The organism is Streptomyces sp. NPDC030809 (assembly GCF_055572195.1).
This window is the reverse complement of record NZ_JBVIDV010000004.1, coordinates 231,566-251,094: the sequence shown is the minus strand read 5'-3', so window position 1 is coordinate 251,094 and position 19,529 is coordinate 231,566. Positions and strand designations below refer to the sequence as shown.

Annotated in this window: 21 protein-coding genes; 7 read left to right on the top strand and 14 right to left on the bottom strand. The window is 72.4% G+C overall.

The features are described 5' to 3' along the window. Positions 1–99 precede the first annotated feature (99 nt). From guaB to ACZ407_RS07890, 3 genes are all read right to left on the bottom strand, one after another. Positions 100–1,605 carry an IMP dehydrogenase gene (gene guaB, locus ACZ407_RS07900; protein WP_468126382.1) on the bottom strand — a complete coding sequence of 502 codons (1,506 nt, stop codon included), beginning with the start codon at positions 1,603–1,605 and terminating at the stop codon, positions 100–102. A gap of 142 nt (positions 1,606–1,747) precedes the next feature. Then, positions 1,748–2,377 carry a sigma-70 family RNA polymerase sigma factor gene (locus ACZ407_RS07895; RefSeq protein WP_468126381.1) on the bottom strand — a complete coding sequence of 210 codons (630 nt, stop codon included), beginning with the start codon at positions 2,375–2,377 and terminating at the stop codon, positions 1,748–1,750. Positions 2,378–2,746: 369 nt separating this feature from the next. Next, entirely contained in the window at positions 2,747–3,358 is a 612-nt protein-coding gene (locus ACZ407_RS07890; RefSeq protein WP_003948568.1) for a response regulator transcription factor, read from the bottom strand. A 377-nt stretch (positions 3,359–3,735) separates the two neighbouring features. On the opposite strand from ACZ407_RS07890, the gene ACZ407_RS07885 reads away from it, so the two are divergent. Next, the gene (locus ACZ407_RS07885; protein WP_468126379.1) at positions 3,736–4,059 is read left to right on the top strand and encodes a WhiB family transcriptional regulator; all 324 of its coding nucleotides are present in this window, start codon (positions 3,736–3,738) and stop codon (positions 4,057–4,059) included. A 99-nt stretch (positions 4,060–4,158) separates the two neighbouring features. Here the strand turns inward: ACZ407_RS07885 and ACZ407_RS07880 are convergent, their stop codons facing one another. Then, positions 4,159–5,055, bottom strand: coding sequence for a LysR family transcriptional regulator (locus ACZ407_RS07880; protein WP_468126378.1), 897 nt, complete (start codon positions 5,053–5,055; stop codon positions 4,159–4,161). A gap of 80 nt (positions 5,056–5,135) precedes the next feature. On the opposite strand from ACZ407_RS07880, the gene ACZ407_RS07875 reads away from it, so the two are divergent. From ACZ407_RS07875 to ACZ407_RS07865, 3 genes are all read left to right on the top strand, one after another. After that, positions 5,136–5,816, top strand: coding sequence for an MOSC domain-containing protein (locus ACZ407_RS07875; protein ID WP_468126376.1), 681 nt, complete (start codon positions 5,136–5,138; stop codon positions 5,814–5,816). Between the two features lie 25 nt (positions 5,817–5,841). After that, positions 5,842–6,615, top strand: a complete 774-nt coding sequence (locus tag ACZ407_RS07870) for an SDR family NAD(P)-dependent oxidoreductase (protein ID WP_468126375.1) — start codon at positions 5,842–5,844, stop codon at positions 6,613–6,615. Positions 6,616–6,689: 74 nt separating this feature from the next. Then, entirely contained in the window at positions 6,690–7,382 is a 693-nt protein-coding gene (locus tag ACZ407_RS07865) for an ester cyclase (RefSeq protein ID WP_468126374.1), read from the top strand. A 90-nt stretch (positions 7,383–7,472) separates the two neighbouring features. On the opposite strand, the gene groL is transcribed toward ACZ407_RS07865, so the two are convergent. Next, positions 7,473–9,104, bottom strand: a complete 1,632-nt coding sequence (gene groL / locus ACZ407_RS07860; RefSeq protein WP_468126373.1) for a chaperonin GroEL — start codon at positions 9,102–9,104, stop codon at positions 7,473–7,475. Positions 9,105–9,218: 114 nt separating this feature from the next. After that, positions 9,219–9,527 (bottom strand): co-chaperone GroES, encoded by a 309-nt coding sequence (groES, locus tag ACZ407_RS07855; RefSeq protein ID WP_007265952.1) that lies wholly within the window; start codon positions 9,525–9,527, stop codon positions 9,219–9,221. A gap of 469 nt (positions 9,528–9,996) precedes the next feature. Here groES and ACZ407_RS07850 point away from each other — a divergent pair, with 469 nt between their 5' ends. Continuing rightward, the gene (locus ACZ407_RS07850; protein WP_468126371.1) at positions 9,997–11,409 is read left to right on the top strand and encodes an FtsW/RodA/SpoVE family cell cycle protein; all 1,413 of its coding nucleotides are present in this window, start codon (positions 9,997–9,999) and stop codon (positions 11,407–11,409) included. 45 nt (positions 11,410–11,454) lie between these two features. Here ACZ407_RS07850 and ACZ407_RS07845 read toward each other — a convergent pair whose 3' ends face one another. Continuing rightward, positions 11,455–12,354, bottom strand: coding sequence for a polysaccharide deacetylase family protein (locus tag ACZ407_RS07845; protein ID WP_468126369.1), 900 nt, complete (start codon positions 12,352–12,354; stop codon positions 11,455–11,457). Then, on the bottom strand, positions 12,351–13,283 hold the full coding sequence (locus ACZ407_RS07840; RefSeq protein WP_468126368.1) for a polysaccharide deacetylase family protein: 933 nt from the start codon (positions 13,281–13,283) through the stop codon (positions 12,351–12,353). Before ACZ407_RS07840 ends, ACZ407_RS07845 begins: the two co-directional genes overlap by 4 nt. Before the next feature lie 100 nt (positions 13,284–13,383). Here ACZ407_RS07840 and ACZ407_RS07835 point away from each other — a divergent pair, with 100 nt between their 5' ends. Then, a complete protein-coding gene (locus ACZ407_RS07835; protein ID WP_468126367.1) occupies positions 13,384–14,664 on the top strand; it encodes a class I SAM-dependent methyltransferase in 1,281 nt (426 codons plus the stop codon). On the opposite strand, the gene ACZ407_RS07830 is transcribed toward ACZ407_RS07835, so the two are convergent. From ACZ407_RS07830 to tsaB, 5 genes are all read right to left on the bottom strand, one after another. Continuing rightward, positions 14,661–15,374: a hypothetical protein gene (locus ACZ407_RS07830; protein ID WP_468126365.1), complete on the bottom strand. Its 714-nt coding sequence runs from the start codon at positions 15,372–15,374 to the stop codon at positions 14,661–14,663. The two genes, ACZ407_RS07835 and ACZ407_RS07830, sit on opposite strands and share 4 nt — an antisense overlap. A 463-nt stretch (positions 15,375–15,837) precedes the next feature. Beyond that, on the bottom strand, positions 15,838–16,098 hold the full coding sequence (locus tag ACZ407_RS07825; RefSeq protein WP_468126575.1) for a hypothetical protein: 261 nt from the start codon (positions 16,096–16,098) through the stop codon (positions 15,838–15,840). Positions 16,099–16,100: 2 nt separating this feature from the next. Beyond that, a complete protein-coding gene (tsaD, locus tag ACZ407_RS07820) occupies positions 16,101–17,264 on the bottom strand; it encodes a tRNA (adenosine(37)-N6)-threonylcarbamoyltransferase complex transferase subunit TsaD (RefSeq protein WP_468126363.1) in 1,164 nt (387 codons plus the stop codon). Beyond that, positions 17,257–17,742, bottom strand: coding sequence for a ribosomal protein S18-alanine N-acetyltransferase (gene rimI, locus ACZ407_RS07815; protein WP_468126573.1), 486 nt, complete (start codon positions 17,740–17,742; stop codon positions 17,257–17,259). Before rimI ends, tsaD begins: the two co-directional genes overlap by 8 nt. A gap of 20 nt (positions 17,743–17,762) precedes the next feature. Next, entirely contained in the window at positions 17,763–18,425 is a 663-nt protein-coding gene (tsaB, locus tag ACZ407_RS07810) for a tRNA (adenosine(37)-N6)-threonylcarbamoyltransferase complex dimerization subunit type 1 TsaB (protein ID WP_468126362.1), read from the bottom strand. 125 nt (positions 18,426–18,550) lie between these two features. Here tsaB and ACZ407_RS07805 point away from each other — a divergent pair, with 125 nt between their 5' ends. Beyond that, positions 18,551–19,105 (top strand): hypothetical protein, encoded by a 555-nt coding sequence (locus ACZ407_RS07805; protein ID WP_468126361.1) that lies wholly within the window; start codon positions 18,551–18,553, stop codon positions 19,103–19,105. Between the two features lie 113 nt (positions 19,106–19,218). Here the strand turns inward: ACZ407_RS07805 and ACZ407_RS07800 are convergent, their stop codons facing one another. Further along, positions 19,219–19,431 carry a hypothetical protein gene (locus ACZ407_RS07800; RefSeq protein WP_468126360.1) on the bottom strand — a complete coding sequence of 71 codons (213 nt, stop codon included), beginning with the start codon at positions 19,429–19,431 and terminating at the stop codon, positions 19,219–19,221. Between the last annotated feature and the right edge of the window lie 98 nt (positions 19,432–19,529).

Genomic DNA, 19,529 nt, shown 5'->3' with positions numbered 1-19,529 from the left:
GTTCCCGTGACCGCTGGGCGGGACGGGCGAAACCCGGGCCCGTGCGGAAACGGCGAGGGGCGGGCCCGGTCACCCCGGGCCCGCCCCTGTGCGATCGCCTCAGCCCTTGCGGGAGTAGTTCGGCGCCTCGACCGTCATCTGGATGTCGTGCGGGTGGCTCTCCTTCAGGCCCGCGGACGTGATGCGGACGAACCGGCCGCGCTCCTGGAGCTCGGGGACGGTGCGGCCGCCCACGTAGAACATCGACTGGCGCAGGCCGCCGACCAGCTGGTGCACCACGGCCGACAGCGGGCCGCGGTAGGGCACCTGCCCCTCGATGCCCTCGGGGATGAGCTTGTCGTCGCCGCCCACGCCCTCCTGGAAGTAGCGGTCCTTGGAGAAGGACTTGCGGTCGCCGCGGGACTGCATGGCGCCCAGCGAGCCCATGCCGCGGTACGACTTGAACTGCTTGCCGTTGATGAAGAGCAGCTCGCCCGGGGACTCCTCGCAGCCCGCGAGCAGCGAGCCGAGCATCACCGTGTCGGCGCCCGCGACCAGGGCCTTCGCGATGTCGCCGGAGTACTGGAGGCCGCCGTCGCCGATGACCGGGACGCCCGCCGCCTTGGCCGCGAGGGCGGCCTCGTAGATGGCGGTGACCTGCGGGACGCCGATGCCGGCGACCACGCGGGTGGTGCAGATGGAGCCGGGGCCGACGCCGACCTTGATGCCGTCGCAGCCTGCGTCCACGAGCGCCTGGGCGCCGTCGCGGGTGGCGACGTTGCCGCCGATGACGTCCACGGAGGAGTTCGACTTGATCTTGGAGACCATGTCGCCGACCAGGCGGGAGTGGCCGTGGGCGGTGTCGACGACGATGAAGTCGGCGCCCGCCTCGATCAGGGCCTGGGCGCGCTCGTACGCGTCCCCGGCGACGCCGACGGCGGCGCCGACCAGCAGGCGGCCGTCCTTGTCCTTGGCGGCGTTCGGGTACTTCTCCGCCTTGACGAAGTCCTTGACGGTGATGAGGCCCTTGAGGATGCCCGACTCGTCGACCAGCGGCAGCTTCTCGATCTTGTGGCGGCGCAGCAGCTCCATGGCGTCCACGCCGGAGATGCCGACCTTGCCGGTGACCAGCGGCATCGGGGTCATGACCTCGCGCACCTGGCGGCTGCGGTCCGACTCGAAGGCCATGTCGCGGTTGGTGACGATGCCGAGGAGCTTGCCGGCGGCGTCGGTGACCGGGACGCCGGAGATGCGGAACTTCGCGCAGAGCTCGTCGGCCTCGCGGAGGGTCGCGTCCGGGTGCACCGTGATCGGGTCGGTGACCATGCCGGACTCGGAGCGCTTGACCAGGTCGACCTGGTTGGCCTGGTCCGCGATGGAGAGGTTGCGGTGGAGCACGCCGACGCCGCCCTGGCGGGCCATCGCGATGGCCATCCGGGCCTCGGTGACCTTGTCCATGGCCGCGGACAGCAGCGGGACGTTCACCCGGACGTTCTTCGAGATGAGGGAGGAGGTGTCGATCTCGTCCGGCGCCATGTCCGACGCGCCCGGCAGCAGCAGGACGTCGTCGTAGGTCAGCCCGAGAGAGGCGAATTTGTCGGGCACTCCGTCACCGTTGACAGTCATGACACCTTCCCAGATGGTCTTGCTCAGCGCGGATGTCCATGCTAACGGGATACCGAGGCGTCTCATTCCACGATCAAGATCGACCCAAATTTTCGTGGATTCCTACGAGTTTCAAACCGCCTTGATCGATTCGGCGCGCCGGTCACTGCTCGGCCAGCGCACGCAGCCGGGAGAGCGCCCGGTGCTGCGCCACGCGCACCGCGCCCGGGGACATCCCCAGCATCTGCCCGGTCTCCTCCGCGGTCAGCCCGACGGCGACCCGCAGCACGAGCAGCTCGCGCTGGTTCTCCGGCAGATTGGCCAGCAGCTTCTTGGCCCAGGCCGCGTCGCTGCTCAGCAGCGCCCGCTCCTCGGGGCCCAGCGAGTCGTCCGGCCGCTCCGGCATCTCATCGGAGGGCACGGCCGTACTGCCGGGGTGCCGCATGGCGGCCCGCTGGAGGTCGGCGACCTTGTGGGCGGCGATGGCGAAGACGAAGGCCTCGAAGGGGCGGCCGGTGTCCCGGTACCGCGGCAGGGCCATGAGGACCGCCACGCAGACCTCCTGCGCGAGGTCTTCGACGAAGTGCCGGGCGTCCCCGGGGAGCCGGGACAGCCGGGTCCGGCAGTAGCGGAGCGCGAGCGGGTGCACGTGGGCGAGGAGGTCGTGAGTGGCCTGCTCGTCGCCCTCGACCGCACGACGGACCAGGGCACCGACTGCGCCGGCGCCGCTGTTCTTGGGGGGCCCCGAAGGGTCCGTGGCCGTGGGCGACCCCTTGGCCTCGTCGTCGCGCATCAATCCATGGTGCCTCGGCGCCGGACGTTCCGCGGCACCGTGGCCCGTGTTGTGCACCGAAGCGTTATGAGCGGGCGCGCCGGAACTCATCGTCAACGCCCTCCCCTCCCGCTCGGCCGAATGGTCCCCGAGGCAGCAGCGCCTGCGCCGGCGTCCGCCCCTGGATGGTCTCCCACCCTCAAGGATGCGGCATCGCGGGCGAAGCGACACGTCCCCCGGATTCTGCCCCGCCAACCCCCTCGCGCACACCGGATACGGCAAGACTCGCGGAGACTCCCGGAGCTGCGGCCGGGACCCGCGGACCGCCGCCGGGCGCACCGGCCGCGCGCCGCCCCGCCCGCACGGAGGCGGACGGGGACCGCAACGCGATCAGCGGACGAGGCCCCAGCGGAACCCCAGCGCCACGGCGTGCGCCCGGTCGGACGCACCCAGCTTCTTGAACAGCCGGCGGGCGTGCGTCTTGACCGTGTCCTCGGAGAGGAACAGCTCGCGCCCGATCTCGGCGTTGGAACGCCCGTGGCTCATGCCCTCCAGCACCTGGATCTCGCGTGCGGTGAGGGTGGGCGCGGCGCCCATCTCGGCCGAGCGCAGCCGCCGCGGGGCGAGCCGCCAGGTCGGGTCGGCCAGGGCCTGGGTGACCGTCGCGCGCAGCTCGGCGCGCGAGGCGTCCTTGTGCAGGTAGCCGCGGGCCCCCGCGGCGACCGCGAGGGCGACCCCGTCCAGGTCCTCGGCCACGGTCAGCATGATGATGCGGGCGCCCGGATCGGCCGAGAGCAGCCGGCGCACGGTCTCGACCCCGCCGAGGCCGGGCATCCGTACGTCCATCAGGATGAGGTCGGAACGGTCGGCGCCCCAGCGGCGGAGGACTTCCTCGCCGTTGGCAGCCGTGGTCACACGCTCGACGCCGGGCACGGTGGCCACCGCGCGACGGAGCGCCTCTCGGGCAAGCGGGGAGTCGTCGCAGACGAGGACGGATGTCATGGCCGCCCTCCGCAGCTGCTGATGCGCGTCACCTTGAGCCTCCAGGCTGGTACGTATCGTCACCTGTGCGGTCGATGCTCTCGGACACCTGTCCGGGAACTTCTTCGTTCAACCGCCTTCGCACTCTCAACGATGGTCACTCGAAAGAGTTACGGGTCGGACGGACACCTTCGGCACTCTACGTGAGGACGCCAACACAACACGGGCGCCACAAGCCAGCTGTCCTCCATCTGGAGCTATGCCCTATTTGGCGGCTTTCCTTCCGTTTGGCATGTGTCTGAGGCTAGATTCCCAATGAGTCATATTTACATCTACTCGGATAGTAGATATGGCTAGTTGGTCCGTATCCGTCTCAGTACCGGCCTCAAGGACTACCCATGGCAGATTTCTCCCGCCTCCCCGGACCGAACGCCGACCTCTGGGACTGGCAGCTGCTGGCAGCCTGCCGAGGGGTCGACAGCTCCCTCTTCTTCCACCCGGAGGGCGAGCGGGGCGCGGCCCGGAGCGCGCGCGAGGCCTCGGCTAAAGAGGTCTGCATGCGATGCCCGGTGCGCGCGGAGTGCGCCGCCCACGCCCTTGCCGTCCGCGAGCCCTACGGGGTGTGGGGAGGGCTGACCGAGGACGAGCGCGAGGAGCTGATGGGCCGCGCCCGCCACCGCCTGATCCCCGCCTCCAGCGTGAGCGGGACGCCCGCGCACTGACCGAGGCACCAACCGGAGCACCCACCGAAGGAACGTTTCTCCCCCGGCCTGCCGTGCCGCCGGCCCCGCACCCTGCGGGGCCCGGCGCGCGGGGGGACGTCAGCGGGCCGCGGCCCGCTCCAGGTGGTCGAGGGTGGCGGCGACGGCCGGCACCCGGGCCAGGTCCGGCAGGGTGAGGGCGACCACCTCGCGCCGCACCGCGGGCTCGACCGCCACGGTCCGCGCTCCCTTGGCCCGTACGGACTCCACCGCCAGCTCGGGCAGGACCGCCACCCCGAGCCCGGCCCCGACCAGGCCGACCACCGCCGGGTAGTCGTCGGTCGCGAAGTCGATGCGCGGGGTGAAGCCGGCCTCCTCGCACACGTCGACGAGGTGGCGGCGGCAGCGCGGGCAGCCCGCGATCCAGGGCTCGTCGGCCAGCTCGGCCATTCCGACGCGCTCCGCGCCGGCCAGCGGGTGCCCCTCCGGCACCAGGCCGACCAGCTTGTCGGTGAGCAGCGGCCGGACCACCAGGTCCGCCCATTCCGCCGGGTCGGCCGCCCCGGCGTAGCGGAAGGCGAGGGCCACGTCGCAGTCCCCCTCGCGGAGCATCTCCACCGAGCGCGGCGGCTCGGCCTCGACCAGCGAGACCCGGGTGCCGGGGTGCTCCGCGCGCATCGCGGCCAGCGCGGTGGGCACGAGGGTGGAGCTGCCGCTCGGGAAGGACACCAGCCGGACCCGCCCGGCGCGCAGCCCGGCGATGGCGGCGACCTCCTCCTCGGCGGCCGTGAGCCCGGCGAGGATGCCGGCGGCATGGCGGACCAGCACCTCGCCGGCCTGGGTCAGGCGCATCTCGCGGCCGGTGCGGATCAGCAGCGGGGTGCCGGCGCCCTGCTCCAGCGCCTTCATCTGCTGGCTGACGGCGGGCTGGGTGCAGCCCAGCTCGCGGGCCGCGGCGGAGAAGGAGCCGGTAGCGGCCACGGCGCGCAGGACGCGGAGATGACGTGCCTCAATCACCCTTCGAGCATAAGGCCCGCTTTGACGAGCGCGCCAATTGTGGTTGGTCACTTTGAGACCGCTCGGTTAGCGTTCCCCCCATGCATCTGATCTCCGTGAACCTGGGCCGCGCGACCGCCGTCGACTACACCGACACGGAGGGCGGCCTCACCGGCATAGGCAAGCAGCCGGTGGCCGGCCCGGTGCAGGTCGCCGCCCCCGGCCCGCGCGGCACCGGCGGCAGCGGGCTCGCCGGGGACGCCATCTGCGACCTGCGCCACCACGGCGGGGACCACCAGGCCGTGTACGCGTACGCCCGCGAGGACCTGGACTGGTGGGAGGCCGAGCTCGGACGCGAGCTGACCGGCGGGCTCTTCGGGGAGAACCTCACCACCTCGGGCCTCGACGTGAACGGGGCCCTGCTGGGCGAGCGTTGGCGGGTGGGCCGGGACCTGGTGCTGGAGGTGGCCGCGGCCCGGATCCCCTGCCGCACCTTCCAGGGCGCACTGGGCGAGGCCGGCTGGGTCAAGAGGTTCACCCGGGCGGCGCGGCCGGGCGCGTACCTGCGGGTGGTCGAGCCGGGGGAGATCTCCCCCGGCGACCGGGTCGAGATCCTGCACCGCCCGGACCACGAAGTCACGGTGGGCTTCTGGTTCCGCGCCTTCACGACCGAGCGCGAGCTCCTGCCCCGCACCCTCGCGGCGGGCGACGCGATGCCCCCGTCCTCGCAGGAGACGGCGCGCGCGTACGTGGCGAAGTACGGCAGCGACGCGCGGGCCTGACGCCTGCGGAGGCTAGGTTTCCCGTATGACGACTGCTCTGATCACGGGATCCACGGCGGGCATCGGCGCCGCCTTCGCCCGGCGGCTCGCCGCCGACGGGAACGACCTGGTGCTGGTGGCCCGGGACACCAAGCGGCTGCGCGAGCAGGCGACCGAGCTCCACGACCGGCACGGGATCGAGGCCGAGGTGCTGACCGCGGACCTGTCGACGGAGGAGGGCATCGCGGCGGTCGAGGCCCGGCTCGCGGACCGCAGGAACCCGGTGGACCTGCTGGTGAACAACGCGGGCTTCGGGAACAAGGGCCGCTACCTCGACGTGGCCATGGCCGACGAGCTGGCCATGCTCAAGGTGCACATCGAGGCCGTGCTGCGGCTGACCTCGGCGGCCACTGCGGGCATGCGCGAGCGCGGCCGCGGCGGGGTGGTCAACGTGGCGTCCGTGGCGGCGTTCGTGCCCCGCGGCACGTACGGCGCGAGCAAGGCGTGGGTCGTGCAGTTCACCCAGGGCGCGGCCCGCGACCTGGCCGGCTCGGGGGTGCGGCTGATGGCGCTGTGCCCCGGGTTCGTGCGCACCGAGTTCCACGAGCGGGCCGGGATGGGCACCGACAACATCCCGAACTGGATGTGGCTGGACGCCGACAAGCTGGTGGCGGCGGCGCTGGCCGACCTCGCACGCGGCCGTACGGTCTCCATCCCGGACCCCCGGTACAAGGCGCTGATGGGCATCGTGAAGCTGACCCCGCGCGGGCTGCTGGGCGGGGTGTCCTCCCGTACGGGTCGCAAGTACGGGCCCCAGTGACCCGCTGGTAGACCGGGCCGAACGGGTGAATTCTCCCTAAACTGGACAGGTCCCACCCAGCACGGGAGACCACCATGACATTCGTACAACTGGTCGATTACAGGACTCACCAGCCCGAGGCGATGAACGACCTGCTGGACAAGTACGTCGCCCAGAGCCAGGGCAAGCGCACGGTCACCCACAGCATCGTGGGCAAGGACCGCGACCAAACGGACCACTACGTGAACTTCGTCGAGTTCCCGTCGTACGAGGAGGCCATGAAGAACTCCAACCTCCCCGAGACGGACCGGATGTTCCACGAGATGGTGGCCCTGTGCGACGGCATGCCGACGTTCACCAACCTCGACGCGGTCCGCGACGAGCACCTCAACACCATGCTGGTGAACCGGATGTACGACGAGATCGCCATGAAGGGCGACATGTCCGTCATCGAGGAGATCTTCGCCTCGGACTACCGCGACCACGACATCTCCAACCCCGTGGACAAGACCGGGCACGCCGCGATCCGCGAGGACGTCCAAATGTGGCGCAACGCCTTCGACTTCACCTTCACCCGTGACGCCCAGATGGCGCAGGACGACTACGTCACCACGCTGTGGACCTGGACCGGCACGCACAAGGGGGAGTTCATGGGCGTCGCCCCCACCGGCAAGTCCTGCACGATGACCGGCACCACGGTCTTCCGATGTCAGGACGGCATGATCAAGGAAGGCTGGTGGCACTACGACGCCATGGGCCTGATGCGGCAGCTGGGCATGATGGACTGACGCCCGCTCGGCCGCCCGGACACGGGAAGGCCCCCGCCCCGCCGGGTGAACGGCGGGCCGGGGGCCTTCCTGCAGAAGCGCGCGGACGCGTCAGTGGCTGTGGCCGTGACCGTGGCCGTGACCGTGGGCGTCGGCCTCCTCCTCCGCCGGCTTCTCGACGACCAGGGTCTCGGTCGTGAGCAGCAGGGAGGCGATGGAGGCGGCGTTCTCCAGGGCGGAGCGGGTGACCTTGACCGGGTCGATGACGCCGGCCTTGACCAGGTCGCCGTACTCGCCGGTGGCGGCGTTGAAGCCCTGGCCCTTCTCGAGCTCCGCCACCTTCGAGGTGATGACGTAGCCCTCGAGGCCGGCGTTCTCGGCGATCCAGCGCAGCGGCTCGACCACGGCGCGGCGGACGACCGCGACACCGGTGGCCTCGTCGCCGTCCTTGCCCAGGTTGCCGTCGAGCACCTTCGCGGCGTGCACCAGAGCGGAGCCGCCACCGGAGACGATGCCCTCCTCGACCGCAGCGCGGGTCGCGGAGATGGCGTCCTCCAGACGGTGCTTCTTCTCCTTCAGCTCCACCTCGGTGGCGGCGCCGACCTTGATCACGCACACGCCGCCGGCCAGCTTCGCGAGGCGCTCCTGGAGCTTCTCGCGGTCCCAGTCGGAGTCCGTGGCCTCGATCTCGGCCTTGATCTGGTTGACGCGGCCGAGGACGTCCTCGGAGGAGCCGGCGCCGTCCACGATCGTGGTGTCGTCCTTGGAGACGGTCACGCGGCGGGCGGTGCCCAGCACGTCCAGACCGGCCTGGTCGAGCTTGAGGCCGACCTCCTCGGCGATGACGGTGGCACCGGTGAGGGTGGCCATGTCCTGGAGCATCGCCTTGCGGCGGTCGCCGAAGCCGGGGGCCTTGACGGCCACCGCGTTGAAGGTGCCGCGGATCTTGTTCACGACGAGGGTGGAGAGGGCCTCGCCCTCGACGTCCTCGGCGATGATCAGCAGCGGCTTGGAGCCACCCGCCTGGATGACCTTCTCCAGCAGCGGCAGGAGGTCCTGGATGGAGGAGATCTTGCCCTGGTTGATCAGGATGTACGGGTCGTCGAGGACGGCCTCCATACGCTCCTGGTCGGAGACCATGTACGGGGAGAGGTAGCCCTTGTCGAAGGCCATGCCCTCGGTGAACTCCAGCTCCAGGCCGAAGGTGTTGGACTCCTCGACGGTGATGACACCGTCCTTGCCGACCTTGTCCATCGCCTCGGCGATGAGCTCGCCGACCTGCTGGTCCTGCGCGGAGAGCGCGGCCACGGCGGCGATGTCGGTCTTGTCCTCGATCGGGCGGGCGGTCGCGAGGAGGTCCTCGGAGACCGCCTTGACCGCGGCGTCGATGCCCTTCTTCAGGGCGGCCGGGGAGGCGCCGGCGGCGACGTTGCGCAGACCCTCGCGGACCAGCGCCTGGGCCAGGACGGTCGCGGTGGTGGTGCCGTCACCCGCGATGTCGTTGGTCTTGGTCGCCACCTCCTTGACGAGCTGGGCGCCCAGGTTCTCGTACGGGTCGTCGATCTCGACCTCGCGGGCGATCGTGACACCGTCGTTGGTGATGGTGGGGGCGCCGAACTTCTTGTCGATGACGACGTTGCGGCCCTTGGGGCCGATCGTCACCTTGACCGTGTCGGCAAGCTTGTTGACGCCGCGCTCGAGGGCGCGACGGGCGTCCTCGTCGAACTTCAGGATCTTCGCCATGGGAGCGGTTCAGCCCTCTCGAAAAATCTGGGTTTCAACGAACTGCGCCCCTCGCCGCCCGGCTTCAGCGGGGTGGCCAGGGGCGCAGTTCAAAGCAAATCTGCTTCGGGGTGATTACTTCTCGACGATCGCGAGCACGTCGCGAGCCGAGAGGACGAGGTACTCCTCGCCGCTGTACTTCACCTCGGTGCCGCCGTACTTGCTGTACAGCACGATGTCGCCGACGTTGACGTCCAGCGGGAGACGCTGGCCGTCCTCGAAGCGGCCCGGGCCCACGGCGAGGACGACGCCCTCCTGGGGCTTCTCCTTCGCGGTGTCCGGGATAACCAGGCCAGAGGCCGTGGTCTGCTCGGCGTCGAGCGGCTGGACCACGATGCGGTCCTCGAGCGGCTTGATGGCAACCTTGGAGCTGGCGGTCGTCACGATCCGACCTCCCCCTTCGGAGATCTCACGGGGTTAACTGTCTGAGGTGGCGACCAGGTGGATCCGTCGTCGCGGGTGCCGGACCTGCCCGTCGCTGTGTTGGCACTCACCAGGGGCGAGTGCCAGGCCCGAGACTATTCCGGTGATTAGCACTCGGTCAAGCGGAGTGCCAATTCGCGCGGCGCGATGTTGCGGGGGGACCCCCGGGGAACCGCGGCCCACGGCTGCTCGCGGCGCCGCCGGGCGGCTCCCGACCTCCCCCGATTGCCGACAGTGCCCACCACGGATCTCCCGAAACACGTCCGGCGGTCCGCCGTACGGGTGAGGATGGCGAGGGCGCCGAGGGCAGCGGCGGGGGTGGAGGTGCCGGCGGACGCCACCGGGCGGCCGGGAACCTCGTACGGGATGCGAACGTCCTAGACGATATGAAGATAAAGCGCCCCATTGCCGAGCACATCGGACCCGGCCCGTGCGCGGACTGACCCTGAGCGCCCGGACGGCGGCCGGGGCGCGCCGCCGCACCGAGGCCCTGCTGCTCGTCTTCGTGGTCGCGATCACGGTGGGCGGGCACGCGAGCGTGGGCCTGGCGATGAACGACGCCCTGCCGGCGAACCTCTCCGGGTTCGCGATCAGCATGTCGCTGCTCGCGCTGGTGGGGCACCTGGGCGTGCGGCGGTTCGCCGCGTACGCCGATCCGCTGATCCTGCCGCTGTCGCTGCTGCTGACGGGCGTCGGGCTGGTGCTGCTGGCCCGGCTGGACCAGACGTACACGGCGAACTTCAAGAACGCGGCGGCGAACGCGCCCGGGCAGCTGCTGTGGACCGTGATCGGCGTGGCGATCTGCCTGGCGATCCTGGCGGTGCTGCGCGACCACCGGCACCTCCAGCGGTACATCTACCTCACGATGGCCGTGGCGCTGGTCCTCCTGATCGCGCCCGCCTTCATGCCCGCCGACACCTACGGCGCGAAGCGGTGGATCTACCTCGGCGGCATGTCGCTCCAGCCCGGCGAGTTCGTGAAGATCATGATCGCGGTCTTCTTCGCGGGGTACCTCGTCATCCACCGGGACTCGCTGGCGCTGACGGGCCGGAAGTTCCTGGGGATGCGGCTGCCGCCGGGCCGGCAGCTCGGGCCGATCGTCACGGTGTGGATCGTGTCCCTGCTGGTGCTGGTCTTCGAGCGCGACCTCGGCACTTCGCTGATCTTCTTCGGCGTCTTCGTGGTGATGCTGTACGTGGCCACCGAGCGCACCAGCTGGATCGTCTGCGGCCTGTTCATGGCGGCGGTGGGTGCCTTCGCGGTCGGCTCGACCGAGCCGCACGTCAAGGGGCGCATCGCGGCCTGGCTGGAGCCGATGGCGATCTTCCTGCCGCCGGACCGGCGGCCGCCGGGCATCGTCTCGGACCAGTCGGCGCAGGCCCTCTTCAGCTTCGGCAGCGGCGGGATCACGGGGACCGGGCTGGGCCTGGGGCACCCGGAGCTGATCGGCTTCGCGGCCCGCTCGGACTTCATCCTCACCACGGTGGGCGAGGAACTGGGCCTGGCCGGGGTCATGGCCGTCCTGCTGCTCTACGGGCTGCTGGTCCAGCGGGGCCTGCGGATGGCGCTGGGCGCCCGGGACCCCTTCGGCAAGCTGCTGGCGGTGGGCCTGGCCTCGGCGCTCGCGCTCCAGGTCTTCGTGGTGGCGGGCGGGGTCACCGGCCTGATCCCGCTCACCGGCAAGGCCCTGCCCTTCCTGGCGAAGGGCGGCTCCTCGCTGGTGGCCAACTGGATCATGATCGCCCTGCTGCTGCGGATCAGCGACAGCGCGGAGCGGCAGCGGGAGGCGGACGCACGGTCGCCCGGGCCGGATCCCGAGCCGGCGCCGGCGCCGGCGGCCTGAGCGGGGGCGGGCCCGCGGGCCGGGGGGCGCTGCGGGGGCGGGCCGTCAGAGGTAGTCCTCCAGGCGCCCTATCCGGTAGCCCTGGTCCTGTATCCGCCGGAGCATCCGGGTGGTCATCTCCGTGATCGTCGAGCCCTTCAGCTCGCCGGGGCCGCGGAAGTGCGCGAGCACGATGTCGCCGGGTTCGAGGGCCTCGCCCTCGGCGTAGCGGAGGTTGTTGATCTGCATCGAGGCCCGCCACAGGACCACCGTGGAGAGCCCGCACTCCTTGGCGGCGCGCAAGGTGTCGTCGTTGTAGTTGCCGAACGGGGGACGCAGCAGGCGGGGCCGCTCGCCGAAGCGTTTCTGCAGCCGTTCCTGCTGCCCGCATATCTCCGCCTTCTGGGCGTCGTACGACAGGGTGCGCAGGTTGGGGTGGGTCAGCGAGTGGTTCTCCACGGCGCTGCCCGTGCCGAGGTCCCGGAGCTTCTCGAAGTAGCCGTAGCCGGGGCCGGCCACGCTGTCCGTCAGGAACATGCTGATCGGCAGTCGGAGGTCGGCGGCCATCTTCAGGAAGCGCGGGTCCCGCTCCGCACCGTCGTCGAAGGTCAGGAAGACGGTCTTCTCCCCCGCCGGCACGGGTATCCGGTCCACCACCGGCACCCGCCCCGGCGCCGCGGCGGGCAGCGCCGGCTTGCGCGCCGGCTTCGGCGCGAACTCCAGCGGGCGGGACAGCCCCCAGGCGCGGTGGGCGTCCGGGGGTGCGGAGGGGGACGGGGAGGCGCTGGGCCCGGCGGCCCGGGGACGGGCCGCCCCGGCGCTGGGGCCGCCCGTCACGTCGGCCGAGGCCTTGCGCCCCAGCCGCTCGATCGGATCCACGCTCTGCGCGCATCCGGTGAGCCCGAGCGAGAGCACGAGCGCGCCGGCCGCCAGCGTTCCGGCCGTCAGCCGGCGCGCGTTCCTCACAAGTAGTCCTCCAGGCGGGCCACGGCGTATCCCTTGGCCGTGACGGTCTTCATGACCTGACGGATCATGTCAGGCATCGTTCCCTTCCAGTCCTCGCGGCCCCGGAAGTGCGTGAGAATGATGTCACCAGCGTGCAGGTCGCGGTCCCATTCCCGCCAGTCCATCCGGTCCGGGAAGGCCTCGGAGTTCCACAGCGGCACGGCCTTGACCCCGCAGGACTTGGCGGCGCGCAGCGTGTCCTCGTTGTAGTTGCCGTACGGCGGCCGGAAGAGCGTGGGGCGGCGGCCGAACTGCTTCTGGATGGTGTCCTGCTGCCCGCAGATCTCCTGCCGCTGCTTCTCGTACGACAGCGCCGGCAGGTAGCGGTGGTTCAGCGTGTGGTTGTTGAGGGTGACGCCGAGGGACTGCATCTTCTTGAAGTAGCCGTAGTCCTCGCGAACCAGGTAGTCGCTCAGGAAGGCGCTGTACGGGATCTGCAGCTCCTGCATCATCCGCAGGAACTCGGGGTCCTTCTCGGCGCCGTCGTCGATCGTCAGGAAGACGACCTTCTCCTGGGTGGGCACGGTCGTGAACACCGGGGGGAGCTGGTCGGCGTCCTCGGCGCCCTCGATCTCGAAGCCCTGGCGGGTGGTGATCGCCGGCTTCTCCTTCGGCGGGGCCGGCGGCTTGAGCGGGACCTGGGCCAGGCCCCACCGTTTGACGGCCGCGAGCCGGGCCGCCTCGGCCTGCCGGAGCTTCGCGGCGGCGTCCGCGGCTGCGGCCGGGCCGCCGAGCGCCTTGGCCTTGGCGGCCCGCTCGGCGTCGGAGTCCCCGTCCGCCCCGCAGGCCGTGCCGAGGGCGGCGACCAGGAGCGCGGCCAGCGCCACCCCGAACCGGCCGCGCACTGCTCCCGTTGAGGCTTTTTGTTCCTTTTGTCGTACTAGCTGCATGGCGCGGATGCTGTCACCCGCGGACTCCCGCGCCGCGGCGACACCCTGAGGAGGGCCCCGGCGAGCGCACACCTTCCACCGACTGGCCGACAATGAGCAGGTGAACGCCCACCCGCCGGCCGCAGCCGACCCCGGCTCCGGCACCGCAGCCGACCCCGCCGCCGACCCCGCAGTGGAGGCCTTCGCCGCGCTGCGCACCGAGGAGGGCCGGGCCCTCCTCACCGCCCTGCGCGACCACGACCCGGCGCAGGAACTGGCGACCGCGACCCGGCTGCGCCGGGACCACCCCGCCGGGCTCGTCTCCGCCGCCCTGGGCATGGCCCGGCTGCGGCAGCGCGCGGTGGCGAAGTTCGGTGCGCAGGACGCGTACCGGATGTACTTCACGCCCCACGGGGTCGAGCAGTCCACGCGCGCCTCGGTGGCCGCGTACCGCGCCGAGCGGCTCGCCGCGCTCGGCGTGCGCAGCCTCGCCGACCTGTGCTGCGGCATCGGCGGGGACGCCCTCGCGCTCGCCCGGGCCGGGATCCGGGTGCTGGCCGTGGACCGCGACCCGCTGACCGCGGCGGTGGCCCGCGCCAATGCCGAGGAACTGGGCCTGGCCGACCTGATCGAGGTCCGCGAGGCGGACGTCACCGAGGTGGACACCAGCGGGTACGACGCGGTCTTCGTGGACCCGGCGCGGCGGGGCGGACGCGGCAGGATCTTCGACCCGGAGGCGTACTCGCCCCCGCTGTCCTGGGCCGTCGGGGCCGCCCGTACGGCGCAGTACGCGGCGATCAAGATCGCCCCGGGGATTCCGCACGAGGCGGTGCCCGCCGAGGCGGAGGCCGAGTGGATCTCGGACGGCGGGGACGTCAAGGAGGCCGTGCTGTGGTTCGGCACCGCCCCCGGCACGGTCCGCGCGACCCTGCTCCCGCGCGGGGACTCGCTGGCCACGGCCGAACCGCTGCCCGACCCGGAGCCGGGCCCGGTGGGCCGGTGGCTCTACGAGCCGGACGGCGCGGTCATCCGCGCGCACCTCGTCGCCGAGGTGGCCGCGGCCGTGAACGGCCGGCTCATCGACCCGACCATCGCGTACGTCACCGCCGACGAGCTGCGCCCGACCCCGTACGCCACGGCCTACGAGATCACCGACGTCCTGCCCTTCAACCTGAAGAAGCTCAAGGCGCTGCTGCGCGAGCGGGAGGTCGGGGTGCTCACCGTCAAGAAGCGCGGCTCGGCCGTCGAACCGGAAGAACTCCGCCGCAAGGTCAAACCCCAGGGCCGCAACGCGGCCACGGTCGTCCTGACCCGCGTCGCGGGTGCCCCGTCGATGCTGATCGGGACCCCGGTCGCGGCCCCGGCCCCGGCCCCGGCCGACGGCACGGCTGCGGGGGGCTAGGCCGGCGACTGGCCGCGGGCGGGCGGCGGGGTCGGGGAGGGTTCCGGGAGCCGGCCGGCGAACGGGTCGGGGGCGGGGTCTTGGAGGGGGCCGGGGCGGCCGGTGCCGTGCACGTGGACCGCCCAGCGGTAGTGCGCCGCGGCGCGGGCCACGCCGAGCAGGCCGGTGATCCAGAGGATCATCCCGAGCCCCATCGGGGAGGCCACCTCCGCGTACGTGTCCGCGCCGGGCCGGAGTTCGACCGACATCCCGAAGGTCACCCACAGGCCGGCCGTGCACAGCACCAGCGAGGAGAGCAGCCAGCCCAGGCTGCGGGCCGGGTCCCGGAGCGCCGCGTCCACCGCCGGATCCGGGCACACCTGGGCCCAGGCGCCCTGGAGCCGGCGCACCTCGCGGTCGTGGCGGGCGGCCGCGGCCGCCCAGCGCCCGGCCGGGACCAGCACTCCCGTGCCCAGTACGGCGAAGAACAGGCCGACCGCGGTCTCGCTGCGGCCGCCCTCCTCGAAAGCGGTCAGGGCCATGCCGAGGAAGGACCAGCCGAGCGCGCAGACGGCGGCGACCAGCCAGAGGGTGAGCAGCCGGGGGAGGCCGAGGCTGTGGCGGGCCAGGTCCGCGAGGGCTGCGGCCCGCTCGGTGCGCACCCGTGCCGGGTCCAGCCAGGCGCGCAGGTGCGCGGGGGGTGGAGGCGGGGGCAGCGTGCGCGACGGCATGGCCATGACCATAACCGCCCCCCCACCAGCCCGCTCCGACCCCGCGGGGCCGCATTCCAGGCCCGCCGACGCTTGAGGCCCGGGGGCCGGGCCAGAACCCCCAACCAGCCTCGCCGGCGTTTGAGGCGCGGGGGTGCGGGGGCGGGGCCACCCCACATCAAGCCTCGCCGGCGTTTGAGGCGCGGGGGTGCGGGGGCGGAGCCCCCACATCAAGCCTCGCCGGCGATTGAGGCGCGGGGGTGCGGGGGCGGAGCCCCCGAAGGGCCCGGCTCGGATCCCTGCGGGGCTTTCCCCTACCCGCCCCTTCCCGAACTGGGGCTCCGCCCCAGACCCCGCGCCTCAAACGCCGGCGAGGCTGGAGGTGTGCCCGCGGGGCTGGAATGGGCCCCGCAGGACAGACCCTGCGAGGCAAAATCGAGCCCCGCCGGCGTTTGAGGCGCGGGGGTCAGGGGGCGGAGACCCCTTACGAGGAGTCGATTGATTCGAAGCGCCAGCGGTGGACCGGGCGGGTGATCAGGTCCGGGGCCGGTTCCGGGAGCTCGGGGAGCTCCTCCGCGAGGGAGGACGCCGACCACCACGTGATGACCAGGACCCGGTCCTGCGGCGCCCGGAACAGCTCCCGCCGGAGCGGGTCGCGGGCCAGGACCTGCGCCCGGGCCCACTCCAGCAGCTCGGCCCCCCGGCCGCCGGCGGCCCGGGCCTCCCACATCAGGGCGACCGTCATGGTCATGAGTAGAGGTTGTCCTTGCTCAGCTCGTGCACGTGGTCGTGCGAGTGGCCGTGACCGTGACCGTGTCCATGGCCGTGCCCGTGACCGTGTGAGTGACCGTGCGCCTCCCCCTGCCCGCTCCCCGGCACGTGCGGGTCCGTGACCGGCAGCGAGGAGTCCGCCGACAGGTCCCAGTCCGAGGCCGGCCGGTTGCGGGCGACCATCTCCGCGCCGAGGGCCGCGACCATCGCCCCGTTGTCCGTGCACAGCTTCGGCCGCGGCACCCGCAGCACGATCCCCGCGTCGTCGCACCGCTCCTGCGCCAGCGAGCGCAGCCGCGAGTTGGCCGCGACCCCGCCGCCGATCATCAGGTGGTCCACGCCCTCGTCCTTGCACGCGCGGATCGCCTTGCGCGTGAGCACGTCCACCACGGCCTCCTGGAAGGAAGCCGCCACGTCCCGCACCGGCACCTCCTCGCCCGCGTTCCGCTTGGCCTCGATCCAGCGGGCCACGGCCGTCTTGAGCCCGGAGAAGGAGAAGTCGTACGCGGGGTCCCGCGGCCCGGTCAGACCGCGCGGGAAGGCGATCGCCGAGGGGTCGCCCTCCTTCGCGAGCCGGTCGATGACCGGACCGCCGGGGAAGCCGAGGTCCAGCACGCGGGCGATCTTGTCGAAGGCCTCGCCCGCCGCGTCGTCGATGGTCGCGCCGAGCGGCCGTACGTCGCTGGTGATGTCGGGGGCGAGCAGCAGCGAGGAGTGCCCGCCGGAGACCAGCAGGGCCATCGTGGGCTCGGGCAGCGCGCCGTGCTCCAGCTGGTCCACGCAGATGTGCGAGGCGAGGTGGTTGACCCCGTACAGCGGCTTGCCGAGCGCGTACGCGTACGCCTTCGCGGCGGAGGTGCCGACCAGCAGCGCGCCGGCCAGGCCGGGACCGGCGGTGACGGCGATGCCGTCGAGGTCCTTGGCGCTGACCCCGGCCTCCTTCAGGGCCCGCTCGATGGTGGGGACCATCGCCTCCAGGTGGGCGCGGGAGGCGACCTCCGGGACCACGCCGCCGAAGCGCGCGTGCTCGTCGACGCTGGACGCGACGGCGTCCGCGAGCAGGGTGTGGCCGCGGACGATGCCGACGCCGGTCTCGTCGCAGGAGGTCTCGATGCCGAGGACGAGGGGTTCGTCAGCCATGGGTCTCAGTTCCTTGTACGGGGCCGGGGTTGCTTGCGGGGTCGGCACGGCGCATCACGAGGGCGTCCACGTTGCCGGGCTGGTAGTAGCCGCGCCGGAAGCCGATCGGCTCGAAGCCGAACCGCTCGTACAGGCGCTGGGCGCGGGTGTTGTCCACCCGTACCTCCAGCAGCACCTCGGCGCATTCGAAGTCGGACGCGGCCTGCAGCAGGTCGGTGAGCAGCCGGGCGCCGAGCCCGCTGCCCCACTGGTCGCGGGCGGCCGCGATGGTCTGCACGTCGCCGAGGTCGGCCGCGGCGGCGAGGCCCGCGTAGCCGACCAGCCGGCCGTCGGGGTCCTCCGCCACCACGTAGTGCCGGGTGGCCTGCGGGCCGCGGGCGTGGGCGAGCTCGGACCAGAACATGCCGGCCGACCAGGCGTCCTCGGGGAAGAGGTCGTGCTCCAGTTCCAGCACCGGTGCGATGTCCCACCAGCGCATCTCGCGGAGCTGTACGTCCGTCACCGGGGGGTGACCACCTTGTAGTTCTTCGGCACCTGCGCGTCGGGGCGGCGCAGGTACATGGGCTGCGGAGGCAGGAATTCCGTGCCGGCGGCCAGCTTTTCGGCCGCGAGGGCGGCCAGGGCCGCCGCCGACTGGTGCTCGGGGCCGCGGGCGTCGGTGAAGACCTCCGGGTACAGGAGGGCTCCGGCGCCGACCGACGGAAGGCCGGCGACCTGCTCGGCGATGTCGGCCGGGCGGTCCACGGCGGCGTCGGTCAGGCGGGTGCGGGGGTCGGCGTAGCGGGCCCAGTACACCTCCTTGCGGCGGGCGTCGGTGGCCACGGTGAAGGGGCCTTCGATGCCGGCGTCCTGCGCGGCGTACGCGAGGCCGTCGAGGGTGCACAGGCCGTGCACGGGAACGCCGAGGGCGGAGGCGAAGGCCGCGGCCGTCACCAGGCCCACCCGCAGCCCCGTGTAGGGGCCGGGGCCGACGCCGACGACGATGCCGGTCAGCTCGTCGAGCGTCCGGCCGGCTTCGGCGAGGACCTTGTCCACGGACGGGAGCAGGAGCTCCCCGTGGCGGCGGGCGTCCACCTGGTGCGCCTCGGCGACGACGGAGCCGCCGTCGTGGAGGGCGACGGTGACGGCGGGTGTGGCGGTATCCATTGCGAGCAAGAGCACGCGAACAGCCTACGTCTCCGGGGGCGCGCGCAATGGCGGCCCCGGCGGGCCCGGGCCCGGCTGCTACCTTCAGCCCAGGGGGTTCCAGGGGACCCCGGAGGGCGAAGCGAGAGGCGGGAAACAAGGTGGCACGCAGCAGCTCCGGAATCGTGGCCGGGCTCACCGCCGCGGCGGTCGGTGTGGTGTGCTTCCTCGCCTACCAGGCCTCGGCGAGCATCCCCGAGGACGGGGGCACCGCCCGGCAGCCGGCCCGGGTCTCCCCGAGCGTCCCGGCCGCGAAGCCCGCCCAGGGCAAGACCCCGCCGGTGCCCGCGAACTCCGGGACCGGCGTACGCGTCGTCTACTCGCTCGGCCTCAAGCAGGTCTGGCTGGTCGGGGAGCCGGGGAAGAAGCCGCGCACCTTCGCGGTGGTGCCCAGCACGGTGAGCCCGACGCCCGGCACGTACCTGGTCGGCTCGCGCACCGGCACCACCACCGGCTCGGACGGGGTCCCGATCGAGCACGTCGTGCGGTTCGCCAGCGTCAACCGCGTGACCATCGGCTTCAGCGCCCGCGCCGACGGCTCCATGCCGGAGCCGGACCCGAAGAAGAAGACCGGCGGCATCCGCATGACCCGTGCCGACGGGGATGCGATGTGGACCTTCGCGACGATCAACTCGAAGGTGGTCGTCGTCCCGTAGGGCGCACGGCCCGGACCGCGCCGCGGGCACGCAGCGGGCATGCTGCGGCCGGGCCGCGAGTTGACCCGTTCCGGTGACGCCCCCGCCGGGTGCCGGGACCCGGTGCTGCCCGCTTACGCGGCCTCGGCGCCGGGGCCTTCGGCCGGGCGCATCCGGGAGGCCGCCCGTGGCGGGGTGGAGACCGCGGTGGCCGCGGCGCACGAGGCGAGCAGGTCGCGGACGGACAGCCCGGCGAGCCCGGGGGCGCCGGCCGCGGCGGTTCCGGCGACGGGCGCGGGAGCGGAGACGGGGGCGGCGGGGACTTCAGCGCGCTCTGGTGCCTGCATGGCAACCTCCTGGGCCCGGGAAGCCGTACTTAGGTAGACCTAACCAGGTCTCGCTACCATGTGACCATGTCCCGCGCCGCCGGCGCAACAGGTTGCCG